Below are 20,008 nucleotides of genomic sequence, written 5' to 3'. Positions count from 1 at the left end.
CAGCTAGCTTGTAATTAAATCGATGATATTCGTTTTTGATATACGCGATAGATCAAATAACTGACGAGTGCGATGCCTGCAATCGACCATTGCATCATCGTCGAGGATTGCATGAATTGATGGACGGCGAGTACTTCGAGTAACATAGCTGGAATTTTTCCGAGCGTACTTGCAGATAGGAAAAGCAAGATGGAAACACCACTAGCCGCACTAACGATATTGACAATGCCAGACGGGACGAATGGTAATAGTCGCAATAAGATGATCGTCAAAAAGGCTTCGCGTCCTTGTTGTGCTTGTAGCTTTTGCTGCAGGCGAGCGAATCGATCCGGAAGTGGACGACGAAGGGCATATCGTAATCCTTTCCGGTAGAGCAGGAAGGCACACCCTGCACCGAAGACCTCACCGATGAACGAGAGCAGTGTGCCGTACCATAGTCCGAAGTAGACGAGGTTCGCAGCGGTGACGAACGTACTCGGTAAAACACCAAGAACGCTGACGACGATACCAATTAACAAACTAACGATCGGTGCAAACGAACCGAAGAGTTCAAAAGTCTGTACGACATGCTGTTCCATCATTCGAAACCATCCTCTTCATCCGGAAGAAGCGGTAACTCGATGTGGACGGTTGTGCCTTGTCCGAGAATGGAGTTGAACCGAATCGTCCCATCATGCCGATCAATGATGTGTTTTGTGATCGCAAGACCAAGACCAGTTCCGCCATCTTTGCGCGTCCGTGATTTATCGACACGGTAAAAGCGTTTCGTCAGTCGATCGAGATGTTCTTCCGGAATGCCTTCTCCTTCGTCTCGAATTAGACAATGCGTCCGGTCACCGATCGTTTCAGTCGACAAGAAAATCTGTTTGCCGGGTGGTGTGTACCGCAATGCATTATCGAGTAAATTACCAAAGACTTGCTCGAGACGGTCCGTATCGCCTAAGACGATTTGATCCGGGTCGAGATTCATGACGAATGTGACCCCTTTTGATTGAGCGATCGGTTCCATCCGGTAGATCACATCTTCAAGTACTTGACTGAAGACGAGTGGTTGTTTCGACATCGGGTAAGAATCGCGCTCGAGTTGAGCGAGATCGAGTAAGTCATTGACGAGACGTTGCAAACGTTCGGTTTCCCGTTCGATGATTTGATAGTACTGAGCACGTTTTTCTTCCTCGAGTGAATCGTCCTGCATCATCTCCGTATAACCACGGATATAAGAGAGTGGTGTACGGAGTTCGTGACTAACGTTTGCGAGGAACTCTTTACGTTGCTCATCGACCTCACCGAGTGATTCTGCCATCTTGTTCAACGTCTCTGCTAGTTCACCGATTTCATCATCTGACTGAATTGGAATCCGGTAATCAAAGTCACCTTGCGCATAGACGGTTGAGGCGCGCTTCATATCGATTAACGGGCGAATGATCGTATCAATGATCTGGCGTCCAAAGATGACAAGATTCAAGACGATCAGTCCGATCATAAAGAAGATCATCAGCCGGAGTGGACGGAACGGTTCACTGATTTGACCGAGTTCCAAATACAAGATCAGCGTACCGACGAGTCGATTGTTTTCAATGATTGGAAATCCGGTCATTAAAATGTCTGTTCCTTCAATCGGATGGGTCCGACTCGAGACAACAGTTTCCCCGTTTCGCAGTTGTTCAATATCTGCATTCGTCAAAAAACGAAGTCCGGCTGGATTTTTCTTCAGAAAATCAATGAAGAAGACTTTTGATTCTGTTAACTCATTCGTATAAGTCATTCCATCATAAAAAGCACCGGATAATCCTTCAGATTCATAGATGTTGATCAGCTTTTCGCCTCGGTTTAATAAGATATCTTCCTGCGTCTGAAGATAGAACCGGTCGTAGAGATAAAACGTCAACAGGACGAACAAAATGGCAGAAAAAACGCTTGTGAACCAAATCGTGATCCAAATCCGACGCCGGATCGTATAGCGCTTAATCATACTTCCTCGAATTTATAACCGATGCCCCAGACTGTTTGAATCGAGCCACCAGCTTCCCCGAGCTTTAAGCGAAGTGTTTTGATATGTGTATCGACTGTCCGCAAGTTACCGATATAATCTGCACCCCAGATTTGATCGAGTAACTGTTCGCGAGAAAAGACCTTATCATTGTTTTGGGCGAACAAATGCAACAAATCAAATTCCTTACGTGTCAGACTGACCGGTTTACCGTTAACGTGGACACTCCGACTTTCGGTATCAAGTTCGAGCATACCAAGCGTCAAAGTAGCCGATTGATCGACCGTGAATCGATGAGAACGACGAAGTGTCGCTTCGATCCGAGCGAGCAGCTCTCGTGGGCTGAATGGTTTTGTAATATAGTCGTCAGCTCCGATTTTTAGACCGTGGATCCGGTCGAGTTCGTCCGAACGTGCCGTCAGCATGATGATCGGAACGTTTGAGAATTCACGAATCCGCATACAGGCTGTCAAACCATCCATTTCCGGCATCATGACATCGAGTAGGACGAGGTGGAATGTATTTTGTTGAATGAGATGGATTGCTTCTTGTCCATTAGAAGCTGTCATCGTCGTGTAATGTTCTTTTTCGAGATTCGAGACGAGAAGGTCACGCATTTGTGCTTCATCATCTACTACGAGAATGTTAAACGATTCTGGCATAAGTCTTCGCTCCATTTCCTGTAGAAGAAAGAGTTTCTTCCATAAAGATAAGTTTTCTTATTTATCATACCATTTCAAACTTTAGAAACGCATGCGTGGACGCAAAAAAGCACGAGAGACAAGGCTCTCATGCTTCGAGTTGTTGGTGATCATATAGTGTTTCGAGCTCCCGACCATGAATGTACATGTGGAAACTAGACTTTGAGACTTCATACAGCGTGAATTGTGTCTCACCGGCATTCAATTGTTCAAGGAGCGCTGGGCGCAACTCATCAGCACAGAACGCGTATGGCAATTTTTCAGCTGCTTTTTGTGAACGGATGTTACTTTTGCGAATTTTCATGAAGACACTCTCGTATTCGAGCTCGAAGAACAGCTCAGAGAAGAAGGCTTCTTTCGCTAAATGATTGTATCCTTTACCATGATACGGTTTACCTAACCATGTACCGAGAAACCCATATTGTCCTTCGATATCGAGTAAACTAATCGTACCAATCGGTTGATCGAACTCATCTAGGATGGTACGTGATACGATTTCACCACGTTCTTCCTCTTCGATTGCCTGCTTTGTAGTAAACAGAAATTCATCAAAGTACCGTGTTTTTTGGCGGACGTACGGATATACGTCTTGATGCTGCATCAGTTCGAACAAATCAGCGCAGTCGCTCAGCTCCCGTTGCTTGAGCATACTTCCATTCCTCCTTTTTAGGACCGCAAGAATGATTGTCGAAAGCTACCTGTCTGACTCGTTTGAACCGCGCATGGTATGCCTTCTTCAGTTGTCGGATAAGATAATATTACCTTCTTTTTTTAAAATTGCAAGAAAATAATTTTTGTGAAAAAAGATACAAAAACAAGATGTTTTTCGGAAGCGCTCAAAACCCCCGAAAGGCGTTACAAACACCTTACGGGAGCGGGGTTAAGACAAGTTCAATTGAGCGTGTTCAAAAATGATTTTTCCGTCGATCATCGTCATGAGCGGCTTTGCTAAATAGTCGAGTGGGAAGTGACTCCAGAGGACGAGATCGGCATCTTTTCCGGTCTCGATCGATCCGACATGATCCTCTACACCAAGCGAACGGGCGGGATGAATCGTAATTGCCCGTAAGGCGATGTCGACCGGTAAACCTTCTCGTGCAGCGAGACCAGCACAGAGGTTCAAATACTGGACAGGGGTGTACGGATGATCGGTCGTAATCGAAATCTCAAGACCGTGTTCGTGTAGTATCCGGTAAGTTTCCCACGTTTTGTTCTTCAGTTCGATTTTAGACTTACGTGTAAATGTCGGTCCGACAGTCACTTTTTCAATCGGCAACTGCTCCATCTCTTTCGCGACGAGATGACCTTCCGTACAATGCTCGATACGTAAATCAAGATCGAACTCTTCCGCAAAACGAATGGCGGACAGGATATCATCTGCTCGGTGCGCATGTACACGTAGAGGCATTTTATGGTCAAGAACACGTTTGATCATTTGGTGAGCGAAGGTTTCAGAAACGTGTTGTGTCCGAACTTCAAGAAAAGCTTCGCGTAACATTCCCATGATGCCCATCCGTGTCAGTTCACCGGCGCGACCAGCACTATGGACGCGTTTAGGGTTTTCACCAAGCGCCACCTTCAGACCCGCGTACTTGCGAAGGATCATATCATCGATGAATCGACCATGTGTTTTGATGACACTTGTGACACCACCGATGATGTTCATGCTACCGGGCATGACTTGAACGGTCGTGATACCATGTTGAACAGCCTCCTTGAATCCTTCATCAAGCGGGTACACGCCATCAATGGCACGGAGATGTGGTGTCATCGCAAAGATCGTCTCATTGGCATCGTTTCCGACCGTTCCGGTTCCTTCGTCATATAATCCAAGGTGCGTGTGGGCATCGATGAAACCGGGCAATAAAAAGTGACCTTCAGCTTCAACGACTTGATCATTTTCTAAATGATCAAGCAGTTCACCCATTTCAATGATTTTCCCATCACGGATTCGGATGTCTCCGTAAAAACTGTCCGAAGTAATCGGATAGATATGTGCATTTCGAATTAAGATATCCAAGTATCGTCCACCCCTGTACTAGTTTGAATGCTCGATTGCTCGTAACGCATCCTTTAGTTCAGCATACCGAAACTTGTATCCGTTTTCGAGCGCTTTTTTTGGAACGACACGCGCTCCTTCGAGTACGATCGTACTCTTTTCACCCAGTGCGAGTTCTAACGCGAAGCGTGGAGCAGGGAGCCAGTGTGGACGGTGCAAGACTTTCCCAATCGTCTGACCAAAGCGACGCATCGTCTCTGGGTGAGGAGCAGTAATGTTCAGCGGCCCCTCGACTGTCGGGGTCTCAAGGGCGAAGATGAATAAATCGACTAAATCATCGATATGGACCCAAGACACCCATTGTTTTCCGTCACCCATCGTACCGCCACCAAACAAGACGTACGGTAAGCGCATTAATGGATAAGCACCGCCGGCTTTCGTCAAGACGACACCGATTCGTGGATGAACGAGTCGAATGCCAGCGTCAGCAATCGGACGGGCGAGATCTTCCCATGCGACACAGACATGACTCAAAAAGTCAGCAGTCGGGGGGAGTGGTTGGTCTTCTGAGAACGTCTGATGCCGATCTTGTCCGTAAATTCCGACTGCCGAAGCAGATAAGACGACGTTTGGTTTTTGATCGAGTGCTTCGACGATTCGTACCAGTTCTTTTGTCGTACTGACACGACTATCGAGAATGACGCGTTTTCGTTCATCCGTCCAACGACCATCATTGATTGAAGCGCCGGCGAGATGAATAAAAGCATCGACTCCTTCTAAATGTTGTTCCGGTTTTGCATCTTCTGTCATCCACTTGATATATGTGACGTGCGCATCATCCGCTTTCGGATGACGCGTTAAAATAAAAATATGATGTCCTTGCTCAAGTAAACGCTTCGTCAAGGCTTGACCAATCATTCCAGTTCCACCCGTGATTGCAATCTTCATATAATCCATCCTCCCTGAAATCCATCAAAATAAGGTTCTTACCATTTGTTCCCGTTCCTTAGTTTCAGTCAAACATAGACCTGCCTGTTCATGCTATCGTAGAACTATCGAATCAGGTTAGAGGAGGGAACGAAATGAAGATCAAGCGGATCTCGACCCAGAAAAAGAACAGCGAACGATTCAATATCTATGTCGAACGTGATGGTAAAGAAGAATATGCATTTGCCGTAGACGTCGATATCTTAATCAAATACAATCTACAGCGCGATAAAGAGCTCGATGACGACTTCGTTAAGGAAGTACTGACGGCTGAAGAACAGCAGAAAGCATATCGTCTCTCATTGAATCACTTATCGTATCGGATGCGGGCAACAAGTGAGGTCGTCACGTATCTGACGGAAAAAGAGACACCGGAACATGCGATCAAACATGCGATCGAGCGATTGACAGAGCAACGCTATCTCGATGATCACCAGTTCGCACTTGCGTATACAGCGACGAAAAAAGCAACTACACCACAAGGACCGGGAAAGATTCGCCGCGATCTTGAGGCGTTGAAGATACCGAAGACAGCAATCGATGAGGCAATCATGACGTTTACGGATGAAGAAGCATACAAAAAAATACTTAAGTTTTTACGACAAAAGCAAAAGGAATTGCAACGACGCTCCGTACGCGAATTGACGCAAAAGCTACAGATGACACTTATGCAACGCGGGTTTTCGACCGATTTGATCAAAGCGGGCATCGAAGAGGTATTCTTAGCTGAAGAAGGTGACGAAGAAGAACAAGCAGCACTCTATCAAGCACGCAAGTATTATCCGAAGTACCGGCAACTCGAACCGTTCGAACGCGAGCAAAAGGTAAAACAGGCACTTGTCCGAAAGGGATTTCCGTATGGACTAGCGGCTCAAGTTCTTGAACAAGTTAAAGAAGAAGAGACAGAATAACGAAAGCAAGACGAAAAATTGACAATTATCCGACAATTGTGTTATTCTACGCACAGACTAAGAAAAGGAGGAACCGTCCTATGAAAAAGCCAATTGGTTTCACACACATCCAACAGCTGAATACGACGGAGACTCTTGAGCACGTATAAGTAATTCATTTCATGTGCGAGCAAGGGGATTCGTCTCCCGAGCGCGCAGACGAACAAGAAAACAGTATGTCTATTTCAAGGCATACGGATTCTCGGACTGCATCCGGAAATCCGTATGCCTTTTTGCGTGCTCGGAAAAAACACTTCATTTCACAGTAAAGGGGGGACCCTCATGCGTTTATTTCGGCAATTGAGTTGGTTTCTAAAAGAACACAAATCATCTTACCTCGTAGCAGTCGTCTTACTGATCATCACGGGCTTCATCGATTTGACACCGCCGTGGTTGATCGGAAAAGTGATCGACGGTTTACGCTCAGGTTCGATGGATCGAACGACACTCTTACAGTATGTCGGTGGATTAACGGTCATTTCCATCATCTCCTTCATTTTGACGTATCAGTGGTTAGCTAAGTTATTCGGAACGGCATTTTTACTAGAGCGGACATTGCGGAGTAGGTTCTTTACGCACTTATTGAAATTGACACCAACGTTCTATCAAAAGAATCGGACAGGTGATTTGATGGCACTCGCAACAAACGACTTAAAAGCCGTTGAACGGACAGCTGGGTTTGGTGTCTTGACGCTCGTTGATTCGCTGAATATGACAGCCATCACACTTGTCGTTATGGGTGTCGCGATCGACTGGAAGTTGACGCTCGCTGCATTATTACCGATGCCACTTCTCGCCTATGCGATGAATAAGCTCGGGAGTCAAATTCATGGTCGTTTCATTACTGCCCAGGACTCGTTCGGAACGATGAACGATCAGGTCGTCGAGTCGATTTCTGGACTGCGTGTCATCCGTTCGTTTGTCCAAGAACCAGTTGATGTCAAACGGTTCGACGATGTGACGACGGATGTCTTTGAGAAAAACATGCACGTCGCAAAAATCGATGTCTTGTTTGAACCGATCATTAAACTACTCGTCGGATTCAGTTATTTGATCGGCTTGTCGTTCGGGACATATCTCGTCTTTACGAACGATATCACGCTTGGACAATTGGTCGCCTTTAACATCTATCTCGGAATGCTGATCTGGCCGATGTATGCATTTGGTGAATTGATCAACGTCATCCAGCGGGGAACAGCGAGTCTTGACCGCTTAGAAGCGACGATGCGTGTGAAACCGTTGATTGCCTCGACGCCGCGGGAGCACGTCGAGCGTCCGGAGCGGATTGAGATGACGAATTTGACATTTACGTACCCAGAAACGGCGCATCCGGTATTACAAGATTTGAACATGACGATCGATCAAGGAGCAACGATTGGAATCGTTGGACCAACCGGGTCCGGGAAAACGACGTTCTTGCGTCAATTCCTGCGTGAGTATCCGATTGGTCGAGACATGCTGACGGTCAACGGTGTGCCGTATGAAGATATCGCGCTTGAAACAGTGCGTGGATGGACAGGTTACGTATCACAAGAACATTTACTGTTCTCGAAATCCGTCCGGGACAATATCTTGTTCGGTGCAGGTGAAGCGACGGAAGAAGAATTACAGGAAGCGATTCGTCTCGCATCCTTTGAAAAAGACATCGAGACGCTCGAACAAGGACTTGAGACGATGGTCGGCGAACGAGGCGTCACATTATCAGGCGGACAAAAGCAACGTCTGTCGATCGCACGTGCAATGTTGAAAAAACCAGAATTGCTACTGCTGGATGATTCACTGTCGGCAGTAGATGCGAAAACGGAATCACATATTATCGATTCGATTCGCTCGAATCGTCATCAATCAACGACATTGATCGTTGCCCATCGCTTATCGGCAGTGGCGCATGCGGACGAAATCATCGTCTTACAAGACGGGGTGATTTCAGAACGAGGAACACACGATAGCCTGATGGCACAAAATGGCTGGTACGCTCAACAATTCGAGCGACAAAGTGAAGAGATGTAAGGAGGTGCCTCTACATGAATGAATTGGAATTATATCAACTCGATCCGGCACGTCGGAAGACGACGATCCGTTCGTTGATCCGCTATGCGATGCACGAAAAACAAGCGATCTTTTTAGGGCTGTTTCTACTCGTACTAGCAGTCGGAGCAGAACTGACGGGTCCCTATATCGCTAAAGTCATCATCGATGAACATATCGTAGCGATTGAAAAGGACTGGGTTGAAGTTAAAACGGATGGCGCGGTCACGTATGACGGTCGTCAATTCGCCAAAGCACAAGATGTCTCTAAAGATGAAATCGTTCGATCCGTCTCGATCGTTCAAACAGAAAACGGCTACTATTTCGTACCCAAACAAGTCGTTAGTGGTGGGGAACGGAACATCAGTGGAAATACGATGACCGTTACGCGTGGGAACGACGTATACACGTATAACGATATTCAAAAACTGACACAAGGACAGGTCTATGATTTTTATTCAAACGACTTAAAAGCGATCGGCTGGCTATCATTGATCTACGTCATCTTGTTACTAGTAGCAGCTGGATTGAACTGGGTACAGCAAATTTTACTCCAGCGGTCGGCCCATAAAATCATCAAACGGATGCGACTTGATGTCTTTACGCACCTGCAACGGTTACCGGTCCGTTATTTCGATCAGACGCCAATCGGGAAAATCGTCAGTCGGGTCACGAATGATACGGAGACGATTCGTGATCTCTATCTCGGTGTGCTCGCACGGGTCTTTTCAGGAATCATCACGATGGCAGGAATTCTTGTCGCGATGTTCTTCCTTGATTACCGACTAGGACTTGTCTCGCTGATCATCATTCCGATCGTCTATTTCTGGATTCAACTGTTCCAGAAACTTGCGACGAAAAATAACTTCAAGGTTCGTTCGCTCGTTGCTGACATGAATGGACAATTGAATGAAAACATTCAGACGATGCCGATCATTCAAGCCTATGCGCGCGAGAAGGAAGTCCTTGCCGAATTCGAAGAAAAAAATGAAGAGAACTATCAGACACGGGCAAAGTTGTTACGACTCGATGCCTTGATGTCACACAACTTATCCTACTTTTTGAAAAACCTGACGCTTGCCCTATTGATTTGGGTCGTCGGTGGAAAAAGCCTGACAAACGGATCGTTTTTATCGCTCGGTATTTTATATGCCTATATCGATTATGTGTCCCGTTTGTTCGAACCGGTCACTCAAATTATGAATCAGCTATCACCACTGCAACAAGCGCTCGTCTCAGCGGACCGGATGTTCCAGTTGCTCGACGAAAAAGGCGAGCCGGTCGAACAAGGTCGTGTTCCGCGCTTTAAAGGAGCAGTTTCCTTCAAAGACGTCGAATTCAGTTACGAGGCAGGTAATTCTGTATTGCGTGAAATTCAAATCGACGCAGCACCAGGCGCAACGATTGCTCTCGTTGGTCATACCGGCAGTGGGAAAAGCTCAATCATGAACTTGCTGATGCGGTTCTATGATCCGTCAAAAGGGCAATTGTTGATTGACGGACAAGACGTGACAAACTTACCGAAACAAGCAGTCCGTGAGCATATGGGGATCGTCTTACAGGATCCGTTCCTCTTCACGGGAACGATCCGGTCGAACATCACGCTCGGCAATCCTGATATAACGGAAGCTCGCGTTCGCCAGGCGATTGAAGCCGTCGGAGCCGATCGATTCATCGACCGTCTCCCGAATGGACTCGATGAACCGGTCATTGAAAAAGGTGCTACGTTATCCGCTGGGGAGCGCCAATTAATAAGCTTTGCTCGTGCGCTGGCATTCGATCCAGCAATCCTTGTTCTTGATGAAGCAACAGCAAGTGTCGACTCAGAAACCGAAGCAGTCATTCAAGAGGCTTTGCTGACGTTAACAAAAGGACGGACGACGTTCATCATTGCGCACCGCTTGTCGACGATCAAGGATGCGGACGAGATTCTTGTTCTTGATCATGGTCGGATCGTAGAGCGGGGACCACATGATGTGCTTCTTTCAGCGTCCGGTATTTATGCGAAAATGTACGCGTTGCAAAGCAAGCGTAATCTTGAATTGAAATCAAGCTAATCCATCCAGTTTCTCCTCCTTTTCGTTTATACTGAAAAACGAAGAGGGGGAATTTTTTTAATGGAGACACGGATGAGTCAATTATCAAAATATGAGCTTGAAATGCTGATCACGAAATTAAGTGAACAGAAACGAAAAGCTGAGCAACATGGTAACGTCAGCGAAGTAGAAGTCGTGACGCGAAAAATCGCCATTGCGAAAAGTTATTTAGTCGACCCGGAACGATTTGAACGGGGTGCCTATTACCGGATTGAAGGAGAAGAGGCACGATTTGAATTACACTTCGTCAATGGGGTCATGGGTTGGGGACATTTTGAAGGAACAGCTCAAGAAGTCGCGATTCCACTCGCACTATTTACAGGAGAGGGAGAACAGGCATGACAAATCGAGAACAAGCACTCCAGCAACTAGCCGAAGAGTTATTACAAGTAAACGACGTACTGACGCCCGACGAGGCATTAACATGGGTCGAAGTCCTATGGGAAGATTTCGAAGCGACACTCGCGCGTGCTGGTGAAAAATATCAAGGTGAAGCCGTTGCTGTTCATTTCGTCGAACAACAGATTAAACAGCACGGGGCGATGTTACACCGGTTTAACACGACGAATGAAAAGTTCAAGCATTTGATGACAGGTCGAAACGTCGAATGAAAAAAGCTCCGCACATCGGGATTACCGTTGCGCGGAGCTTTTTCTTTATAATGCAGGGATGAACAACTTTTTTTGCAAGGTCCGTTCGCTGAACACCCAGCCGGTGTACGAACTGACGATTTCCTTTGTCGCTGCGTCGATTCTGACGACGGCAACGAACGGATAGACTTCCTTCGTGAAGTAACGTAGGTTCGTAAAGCGGTATTCGACAATACCGTCCTTACGTGAGACCGTATACGTATGGATCTTCGAGAATTCAAGAAACGCTTGCAAGTCAGCATTTTGTTTAACGATTTCATATAAATCGTCCCCATGCGGTTCGTCCTTGATGCGGAAATTTCCACACTCAACGACATTTCCACTATTGATCTTAACGACAGAGTACTCGTCACGTAAACGTGCCGCGACATGCCACTCGTCCCATTTCATGCCTGGCGAGATGAAGAGCTTATGCGCCCCGCGATAATAACGGGCTGCAGTTGCTAAGGCATCATTCCGCAATTTAAACTGAACGGCGTAGTAGATAATGACGATAGCGATCAATATTGGGAAGATGACAATTGTTGCTTTCGTCAACAACCAAATCCCGAACGCAGCATAATACATCGTGAACAGATACGGATCAAATGTGTTAATGACACCCCAACCGATCCAGGATTGTTTGAATGGGTGTAAGGCTTGTGTTCCGTACGCGTTAAACAGATCGACGAAGACATGAAGGGCGACAGCAATCTGTGCCATCAGCCATAATGAAGTCGGAGGTATACCGAATAACGTACCGATAACAATTGATAGTAGCAAGGGCCAAGCAATCAAGGCAATCAAGCCATGCGACTTTCCGCGATGTTGGCGCAAGTAGGCGCTATTTCCTTTAAATTTGAAGACGGTGTCGAAGTCCGGTGCATGTGAGCCGACGAGCGCTGTCGTCGTCACGGCAGCAAACATCGTCGTGCTCGCTGCGACGTCAGGGTGTAGCGTTGAGATGGCGGCGAGACAAAGTCCCATGCCGATATGCGTCCCAGTATCCAATGCGAATTCGCTCCTTCTATAAAATCGTGATGGTAGATCCATCGAGGTTCTTTCGTGTAATTTTTAATTAATATATCGTATCTAAGAGAAAAGAGGTAACCTTTTGACTGTCGTTCAAGAATATTTCACAAACTTTAATAAAACACAATTTACCACAGAACTGATTGCTTGGTTCTTACGTGAACAGCGAGATTTGCCTTGGCGGAGAACAAAAAATCCGTATCATATTTGGATTAGTGAAATCATGCTTCAGCAAACACGCGTCGATACCGTGATTCCGTATTACGAGCGCTTCACGAAACGTTTTCCGACACCGCATGATTTAGCGCAAGCGGAACAAAGTGAGGTCCTGAAGCATTGGGAAGGCTTAGGGTACTATTCCCGTGTAAAGAATCTTCAAATCGCAGTTCAGGAAGTTGTTGAAAAATATGATGGAATTGTCCCGGATGAGAAAGAATTATTCAGTCAATTGAAGGGAGTCGGTCCGTACACGACAGGAGCGGTTCTGTCGATTGCTTATGGACAAGCGGAACCTGCAGTAGATGGGAACGTGATGCGCGTCCTTTCGCGTGTTCTTGGAATTTATGAGGATATCGCAGCTCCGAAGACGCGGAAGTTATTTGAAGCAGCAGTTTACCAATTGATTGATCCGGCTGATCCATCGAGTTTTAATCAAGGGCTGATGGAACTCGGGGCAATGGTCTGTACCCCAAAGTCACCGATGTGTGGACTTTGTCCTGTTCAAGACGTTTGTTTCGCATATGATCGAAACGCACAGGAAGAATTGCCTGTGAAGACGAAGAAAGGGAAGACGCAAATTATTCCTTATGATGCTCTTGTCTATGAAACAGATGGAAAAATCGCAATCGAACAACGAGCTGAGACAGGTTTACTCGCTGGCATGTGGCAATATCCACTACGGGAAGCGGAAGAAGATCGAAACGGAACGCTTGTTGGACACGTCCGGCATATCTTTTCGCACCGGATTTGGGAAATTGCTGTCTATCGCGTGACGGAACAGCCGGACCAGACAGTGCTAGTCGATCAGGAAACATATATGACGCATCCGATTTCTGTCGCGCAAATGAAGATTGATCGACTATTAAAGGGGGAGATCTAATGCATACTTTTCGTTTTGAGACACGTGTCGATACATCAAAAGAGCAAGCGTGGGAATTCTTAAGTGATGCCAAGGCATTGAGTCGATTGACCGTATTTCCGCAAGTGAAAACGTCGGGAGATACACGAACGCGAGCAGGAAATACAATTCGTCTGCGCGTCGGAGTTTCGCCACTGTTTGTCTCCTGGACGTCTTGGATTCCTTTCGTAGAAGAATATGTCTTCGTTGATGTTGGTACGAAAGTCCCGTATCCGTTTCGAGCGTGGTGCCACGTGCACCGGGTTGAAGAACGTGAATCTGGAGTCTATTTCGTGGATGAAGTGACCTATGCATCATTCCTTCCTGCCCTCTCCATTGAAGCGTTCATCTTAAAACCGATGTTCAAACAACGAAAAAATGCGATTTTGAATCACTTTCAAGGCTGAATTCCGTCATTTTTCTGAAAAAATACCCTTTCGTTTTTCATGCGTTCTGAAAATGGGTATAATAAGCACGAGAGTATAGCAGAATGGAAGAAAAACGCTTTAGAAAGGAGTAGCACATGAGTCGATTCCCAAAAGAAAGTAGCAAGATTGAGATTCAAAGTTTCAAACATAACGGGAGCTTACACAGAGTTTGGGAAGAAACGCTCGTGCTGAAATCGACGGAAGAAGAATTGATTGGGTTCAATGACCGCATCATGGTCAGCGAATCGGATGGTCGTCAGTGGCGAACGCGAGAGCCTGCAATCTGTTATTTTTCAACAGAACTCTGGTTCAATGTCATTTGTATGATTCGGGAGGACGGCATTTATTATTATTGCAACCTCGGATCGCCTTCTACGTTCGATGAGAAAGATCGAGCAGTCAAGTACATTGATTATGATTTAGATATCAAAGTATATCCGGACATGTCTTACATGATCCTCGATGAGGACGAATATGAGAAACATCGCCGTGAGATGAATTATCCAAAGGCGATTGATCGTATTTTGAAAGACAATGTCCAAATCCTGATTCAGTGGATTCGTAGTCGGAAGGGTCCGTTTAACCCGGCTTTCGTGGATATGTGGTATCGTGAATATGAAACAAGATATCGGAGATGATGGTTCGCCATCGTCTTTTTTTAATTGAAGGAAGTGAAACACGTGGCAACACAAGCAAAACGTAAGAAACAAGGCTCGATCCGCCGCTACATGGCGTTCGTCAAGCCGTATCAAAAACAGATTCTCCTGACGGTCTTCGTCGGGATCATCAAGTTCTCGATCCCGCTCGGACTTCCGTTGTTGTATAAGTACATCATCGATAACATCTTGACTGGGAATACGATGCCGATGGCGGAAAAAAGTAAGCAGTTGGCGTATTTGATTGGAGCAGGTGTCTTCATCTTCTTGATCGTCAAGCCACCGCTTGAATACGTCCGTCAATACCTCGCGCAATGGTCGGCGTCGAAGATTCTATTTGATGTTCGAAATCGATTGTTTGATCATGTTCAGAAATTATCACTTCGTTTTTATTCAAATACGAAAACCGGTGAAGTCATCTCGCGGATCATCAATGATGTCGAGCAGACGAAAGATTTCGTCGTCACGGGATTAATGAATCTGTGGCTTGATATGATCACGATTTTCATTGCGATTGCGATCATGTGGACGATTGATCCGAAATTGACGCTTGTCGCGATCATTCCGTTGCCGTTCTATGCACTTGCGGTCAAATTCTTTTACGGTCGCTTACGTGGCTTGACACGGGAACGCTCGGCAGCACTTGCGGAACTACAAGGTCATTTGACGGAACGCGTCAACGGAATGGCAGTCATTCGTAGTTTTGCACTCGAACCACATGAAAACAAAGCGTTCAAACATCAAAATGATGGCTTCTTAAAAGCGGCACTTCGCCAAACGAACTGGAATGCACGGACGTACGTCGTCGTCTCAACGATTACGGACTTCGCACCGATTCTGATTTTCGGGACAGCAGCCTTCTTCGTCTTGAACAATCAAGTGTCGCTCGGAACGATGGTCGCGTTCATTGGTTATATTGATCGTCTGTATGCACCGCTCGGTCGTCTCGTCAACTCTTCGACGACATTGACACAATCAATTGCTTCGATGGACCGAATGTTCGAGTTTTTAGATGAGCCGTATGATATCACGGAAAAACCGAATGCACGCGATCCAAAAGATGTTCGCGGAAATGTTCAGTTCGAAAACATCAGCTTTGCTTATGAAGAAGGCGGCGAGCTGGCGATTGATCGTTTGACGCTTGACGTCCAAGCAGGAGAGCGAATCGCTTTTGTCGGGATGTCAGGTGGCGGGAAATCAACGCTTGTCAGTTTGATTCCACGCTTCTATGATGTTTCTGCCGGACGGATCACGCTCGATGGTGTCGATATCCGTGACCTGAAGTTACGTGGTCTTCGTGATCAGATTGGGATGGTCATGCAGGAATCGATTCTCTTCAGTGAATCGGTTCAGATGAATATCAAGATGGGGAATCCAGAGGCGACGGATGAAGAAGTCATCGCGGCAGCTAAGGCAGCGAATGCCCACGAATTCATCGAACGATTGGCAAACGGCTATCATACGCCGGTCGGAGAACGCGGCGTCAAGTTGTCGGGGGGGCAAAAGCAACGTCTTGCGATTGCACGGGTCTTCTTGAAGAATCCACCGATTCTGATTTTGGATGAAGCAACGAGTGCGCTTGATTTAGAAAGCGAAGCGATGATTCAAGATTCGCTCGCTCGTCTTGCGAAAGGACGGACGACGTTCACTGTCGCACACCGATTATCGACGATCACTGATGCCGATAAAATCGTCGTCATTGAAAATGGTCAAATTACGGAAATGGGGACACATGAAGTCCTCATGCAAAAACGGGGCGCTTATTTTGAACTGTACGCGATTCAAAATTTGGAGCTTGTCGAATAACAAAAAAAGCAGCGAACCTCACACGAGGATCGCTGCTTTTTATTTGATTATAGTCGAGCAAAGGCACGATCGACTGCTGCAATCGTTTCTGTGATGTCGGCTTCTGTATGTTCTGTCGTCAAGAACCACGCTTCATATTTCGACGGTGCGAGGTTGATACCTTCTTCAAGCATTAATTTAAAGAAGCGACCAAACATTTCACTGTCCGCACGTTCTGCACCATCGTAGTCGATGACTGTTTCATCCGTGAAGTAGACAGTCATGGCACCTTTTAGACGGTTGATCGTAATCGTGACATCATGACGCTTCGCTGCTTCAAGCACACCTTGTTCGAGTAAAGCGCCAAGATGATCGAGTTGTTCATAGACGCCAGGCTGCTCAAGTAATTCAAGACAAGCGATCCCTGCAGCCATCGATGCCGGGTTACCCGCCATTGTTCCCGCTTGATAAGCAGGACCGAGTGGCGCGACATGTTCCATGATTTCTTTACGACCACCATAAGCACCAATCGGTAAACCACCGCCGATGATTTTACCAAGTGCTGTCATATCGGGACGGATGTCGAGTAACTCTTGTGCACTACCGTATGTGAAGCGGAATGCTGTGATGACTTCATCATAGATGACGAGTGCGCCGTGAGCATGTGTGATTTCGTTGACTGCAGCGAGGAAACCAGGTTGTGGTTCGACGATACCGAAGTTTCCGACGATTGGTTCAACGAGTACACAAGCGATTTGGTCGCCCCATTGTTCCATGATTTGACGGTACGACTCGATGTCATTGAAAGGTGTCGTAATGACTTCTTTTGCTGTCGCTTTCGTGACACCGGCTGAATCAGGAGAACCAAGTGTCGCTGGTCCACTGCCTGCTGCAATCAGCATCAGATCTGAATGACCGTGGTAGCAACCACTGAATTTAACAACAAGTTCCCGACCTGTATAAGCACGAGCGACACGAATCGTCGTCATGACGGCTTCTGTTCCTGAGTTCGTGAAACGAACCTTTTCAAGCGAGGGAATCGCCTTTTGTAGTTTATGTGCAAAGTCGATTTCTAGACGGTGGGGTGTTCCGTAGAGAAGACCATTTTGGGCAGCATGTGTGATCGCTTCCGTAATGTGGGGGTGACCGTGTCCCGTGATGATCGGACCATAAGCTGCTAAGTAATCGATATAGCGATTGCCATCGACATCATAAAAATAAGCACCTTCTCCGCGTTCCATGTAGACAGGTGCGCCGCCGCCGACGGCTTTGAATGAACGGGATGGGCTGTTAACGCCACCAACGATACACTCTTGTGCGATTTCATATAACGCCTCTGAAGTAGGACGTGTAGTGTGGGTAGACATGAGGATTCCTCCAATCGATGATTCGTGAAAAATATCACGATATGATTGTATCATGGACGTCAAATCCGGTGCAGAGCCGTTGACGGAATGGATAATTGTAGGTAGACTAATTATAAAGATTACAATCTGATAATCAATGAAAGATAGAAATGAGGGGATGGACGTGGCTAACGAAATGCTGGATGACGCCGTGAAGTCACTTCGGGAATCAGGCGTTCGAATGACACCACAACGTCACGCGATTTTGGAATATCTAACGACTGGACACACGCATCCGACAGCGGATGAGATTTATCGTGCTCTTGAACATCGATTTCCGAATATGAGTGTGGCGACTGTATATAATAACTTACGCGTTTTTCGAGAAAAGGGAATCGTTGAAGAAATGAATTACGGAGACGCTTCAAGTCGCTTCGATTTCGTTACGACGCGCCATTACCACATGATCTGTGAAAACTGCGGAAAGATCGTTGATTTCAACTATCCTGTGCTCGATGATGTCGAAACGGTTGCGGCTCACTTAACGGGCTTCAAAGTCGATCGTCACCGATTAGAAGTGTACGGTACTTGTCCGGACTGTCAATCGAATGTCCAATAAAAAAACGAGCTGCCTTAGCGGGGAGCTCGTTTATTGTGTTTATTATATTTTTCATCGAATTCTTTTCCTTCAAGAGACGGATCCATCGTGAGCGGTTCATCACAATGCATACATAAGTCGACACGTCCGAGTACTTTTGTTTCTTTTCCGCAGTTCGGACAAGTAACGACAGCTGCTTTTGTTGATGTAAGACCAATCAAGAAGTAGAGTGCCGTACTAGCGAGGACCATGACAAAGCCGAGAAGCATGAGTAAGACCATGATGATTTCGAATTGTTTAAGTAGTAGACCACCGTACATGACGAGCATACCACCGAATACAAGAAACATAGCAAGGTTTCGCGCACGGTTTATTTTATTTTTACGTTGTTTTTTCAAGTGAATTCCCCCTGTTGTCAGTCTAGCATAAGAAGTACGACTGTCTGAAGAAGGAAAGCTTGTTTTTTTGTCGAAAATGGTAACGACGAGTTCGTATAGAAGGGTGAGAAGTAAATGGAACAAGCAACACGAACGATTTATTCAGAATACGCGGCTTACCGTGAAACACAAGGGATTATTGCTGTAGAGAAGCGACAACCGCGGGATTCCTTGACGGATCAATTTGATACACTTCTTGTCGTCATTACGAGAGATCCGGAAGTCGAGTGGACGATCAAACATTATCGACTGAACACACTAAGGGTATCCTTACATCTTGTACACGAAGATGTATTATCGCGCTGGATTTTGTTGAATGCCAATCGACGTGCAATTCACTGGATTGCAGAAGGAACGATCGTTTTCGAGCGAAACGATTACTTAGTTGATTTAAAACGTCAACTATTGAACTTTCCAGATGAAGAGCGACATCTACAGATGACGATTTCGTTTGCTAAACTCTTGCGTCGTTTCCAAGATGGAAGAAACTTGTTCAGTCGCGGGCATCACTATGATGCCTATACACATGTCCATCATGCGTTGCATCATCTTGCGCGATTATCTGTTCTCGAAAAAGGAAAACATCCTGAGACAGTAGTTTGGGAACAGGCGAGACTGGATGATCCGGATGTCTATAAATTATATGAACAATTGTTGATGAGTGAAGAAACGTTAGATCAGCGTATTCACCTCGCTTTGATTGGGCTTGAACATCTACTACAGTCTAAAGTCTTATCGGGAGGTCGCTATTTATTCGAAATCATGCGGGAACGTACCGTGCCTTGGACGATGTACGAATTGATGGAAGAAGAGCGACTACAAGAAGTCAAGGTAGATTTGAGTAGCCTGATTGATTTCTTCATGCGAAAAGGTTTGATCCGGATTTCGTATCAAACGACTAAAGGAGCAGGCGTCGAACTCGTGACATATGAGCCGGTCTTATGACGATCGGCTTCATTTTATGTATTTGATTGTTTTGCTATATATAGAAGGAAAAAGAATTTTAAAGTTTTTTTAGTAAAACTATTGACGGTATTATATCGAGATAGTATATTAATACATGTCGACAGGGCAACACGCGCTGGACGGCGACGAGAAAGAAAAAAGATTTCAAAAAGGGATTGACGCTTAAGTTATTCCGTGATATCTTATTAAAGTCGCTGAAAACGACACGACGAACTTTGAAAACTGAACGATGAGGCAAAAAACGTATTCTACGGAATACAAAC

General features: G+C 46.0%; 20 protein-coding genes. 11 read left to right on the top strand and 9 right to left on the bottom strand.

Going from position 1 to position 20,008, the window contains the following annotated elements; genetic code table 11:
* Positions 1-14: 14 nt before the first annotated feature.
* The 6 genes from ADM98_RS02960 to ADM98_RS02935 all read right to left on the bottom strand — a co-directional run bounded on the left by ADM98_RS02960 (position 15) and on the right by ADM98_RS02935 (position 5,638).
* Entirely contained in the window at positions 15-581 is a 567-nt protein-coding gene (locus ADM98_RS02960) for a TVP38/TMEM64 family protein (RefSeq protein ID WP_053452191.1), read from the bottom strand.
* Entirely contained in the window at positions 578-1,972 is a 1,395-nt protein-coding gene (locus ADM98_RS02955; protein ID WP_053452190.1) for a sensor histidine kinase, read from the bottom strand. The genes ADM98_RS02960 and ADM98_RS02955 overlap by 4 nt, the downstream gene beginning before the upstream one ends.
* Complete coding sequence (locus ADM98_RS02950) at positions 1,969-2,652, bottom strand: response regulator transcription factor (protein ID WP_023467299.1); 684 nt, start codon at positions 2,650-2,652, stop codon at positions 1,969-1,971. The genes ADM98_RS02955 and ADM98_RS02950 overlap by 4 nt, the downstream gene beginning before the upstream one ends.
* Positions 2,653-2,779: 127 nt before the next feature.
* Positions 2,780-3,340: a GNAT family N-acetyltransferase gene (locus tag ADM98_RS02945; protein ID WP_053452189.1), complete on the bottom strand. Its 561-nt coding sequence runs from the start codon at positions 3,338-3,340 to the stop codon at positions 2,780-2,782.
* Positions 3,341-3,571: 231 nt separating this feature from the next.
* Positions 3,572-4,711, bottom strand: a complete 1,140-nt coding sequence (locus ADM98_RS02940; protein WP_053452188.1) for an amidohydrolase — start codon at positions 4,709-4,711, stop codon at positions 3,572-3,574.
* 18 nt (positions 4,712-4,729) lie between these two features.
* Positions 4,730-5,638, bottom strand: coding sequence for a TIGR01777 family oxidoreductase (locus ADM98_RS02935; protein WP_053452187.1), 909 nt, complete (start codon positions 5,636-5,638; stop codon positions 4,730-4,732).
* A 134-nt stretch (positions 5,639-5,772) separates the two neighbouring features.
* Here ADM98_RS02935 and ADM98_RS02930 point away from each other — a divergent pair, with 134 nt between their 5' ends.
* The 5 genes from ADM98_RS02930 (at position 5,773) to ADM98_RS02910 (ending at position 11,362) form a co-directional block, all read left to right on the top strand.
* Positions 5,773-6,588 (top strand): RecX family transcriptional regulator, encoded by an 816-nt coding sequence (locus ADM98_RS02930; RefSeq protein WP_053452186.1) that lies wholly within the window; start codon positions 5,773-5,775, stop codon positions 6,586-6,588.
* 321 nt (positions 6,589-6,909) lie between these two features.
* Complete coding sequence (locus tag ADM98_RS02925) at positions 6,910-8,637, top strand: ABC transporter ATP-binding protein (protein ID WP_053452185.1); 1,728 nt, start codon at positions 6,910-6,912, stop codon at positions 8,635-8,637.
* A 14-nt stretch (positions 8,638-8,651) separates the two neighbouring features.
* Complete coding sequence (locus tag ADM98_RS02920; protein WP_053452184.1) at positions 8,652-10,712, top strand: ABC transporter ATP-binding protein; 2,061 nt, start codon at positions 8,652-8,654, stop codon at positions 10,710-10,712.
* Between the two features lie 60 nt (positions 10,713-10,772).
* Positions 10,773-11,093, top strand: coding sequence for a DUF1811 family protein (locus tag ADM98_RS02915; RefSeq protein ID WP_053452183.1), 321 nt, complete (start codon positions 10,773-10,775; stop codon positions 11,091-11,093).
* Positions 11,090-11,362 (top strand): YfhJ family protein, encoded by a 273-nt coding sequence (locus ADM98_RS02910; RefSeq protein ID WP_053452182.1) that lies wholly within the window; start codon positions 11,090-11,092, stop codon positions 11,360-11,362. Before ADM98_RS02915 ends, ADM98_RS02910 begins: the two co-directional genes overlap by 4 nt.
* Positions 11,363-11,407: 45 nt before the next feature.
* On the opposite strand, the gene ADM98_RS02905 is transcribed toward ADM98_RS02910, so the two are convergent.
* Complete coding sequence (locus ADM98_RS02905) at positions 11,408-12,391, bottom strand: metal-dependent hydrolase (protein ID WP_053452181.1); 984 nt, start codon at positions 12,389-12,391, stop codon at positions 11,408-11,410.
* A gap of 103 nt (positions 12,392-12,494) precedes the next feature.
* Between ADM98_RS02905 and mutY the strand changes: the two genes are divergently transcribed.
* From mutY to ADM98_RS02885, 4 genes are all read left to right on the top strand, one after another.
* Positions 12,495-13,511, top strand: coding sequence for an A/G-specific adenine glycosylase (gene mutY / locus ADM98_RS02900; RefSeq protein ID WP_053452180.1), 1,017 nt, complete (start codon positions 12,495-12,497; stop codon positions 13,509-13,511).
* On the top strand, positions 13,511-13,936 hold the full coding sequence (locus ADM98_RS02895; protein ID WP_053452179.1) for a hypothetical protein: 426 nt from the start codon (positions 13,511-13,513) through the stop codon (positions 13,934-13,936). Before mutY ends, ADM98_RS02895 begins: the two co-directional genes overlap by 1 nt.
* Before the next feature lie 116 nt (positions 13,937-14,052).
* Entirely contained in the window at positions 14,053-14,595 is a 543-nt protein-coding gene (gene ntdP / locus ADM98_RS02890; protein ID WP_023467311.1) for a nucleoside tri-diphosphate phosphatase, read from the top strand.
* Between the two features lie 90 nt (positions 14,596-14,685).
* Positions 14,686-16,419 carry an ABC transporter ATP-binding protein gene (locus ADM98_RS02885; protein ID WP_053452349.1) on the top strand — a complete coding sequence of 578 codons (1,734 nt, stop codon included), beginning with the start codon at positions 14,686-14,688 and terminating at the stop codon, positions 16,417-16,419.
* 47 nt (positions 16,420-16,466) lie between these two features.
* Here ADM98_RS02885 and ADM98_RS02880 read toward each other — a convergent pair whose 3' ends face one another.
* Positions 16,467-17,765, bottom strand: coding sequence for a glutamate-1-semialdehyde 2,1-aminomutase (locus ADM98_RS02880; protein ID WP_053452178.1), 1,299 nt, complete (start codon positions 17,763-17,765; stop codon positions 16,467-16,469).
* A 175-nt stretch (positions 17,766-17,940) separates the two neighbouring features.
* On the opposite strand from ADM98_RS02880, the gene perR reads away from it, so the two are divergent.
* Positions 17,941-18,363, top strand: a complete 423-nt coding sequence (gene perR, locus ADM98_RS02875) for a peroxide-responsive transcriptional repressor PerR (RefSeq protein ID WP_369792039.1) — start codon at positions 17,941-17,943, stop codon at positions 18,361-18,363.
* Positions 18,364-18,377: 14 nt separating this feature from the next.
* Here the strand turns inward: perR and ADM98_RS02870 are convergent, their stop codons facing one another.
* Complete coding sequence (locus ADM98_RS02870; protein WP_029340912.1) at positions 18,378-18,740, bottom strand: DUF2614 family zinc ribbon-containing protein; 363 nt, start codon at positions 18,738-18,740, stop codon at positions 18,378-18,380.
* Positions 18,741-18,854: 114 nt separating this feature from the next.
* On the opposite strand from ADM98_RS02870, the gene ADM98_RS02865 reads away from it, so the two are divergent.
* Complete coding sequence (locus ADM98_RS02865) at positions 18,855-19,724, top strand: nucleotidyltransferase-like protein (protein ID WP_053452177.1); 870 nt, start codon at positions 18,855-18,857, stop codon at positions 19,722-19,724.
* Positions 19,725-20,008: the final 284 nt, after the last annotated feature.

The organism is Exiguobacterium sp. BMC-KP (assembly GCF_001275385.1).
GTDB lineage: Bacteria > Bacillota > Bacilli > Exiguobacteriales > Exiguobacteriaceae > Exiguobacterium_A.
Note: the sequence above shows the minus strand (reverse complement) of the source record. Positions and strands in the feature narration are given on the sequence as shown.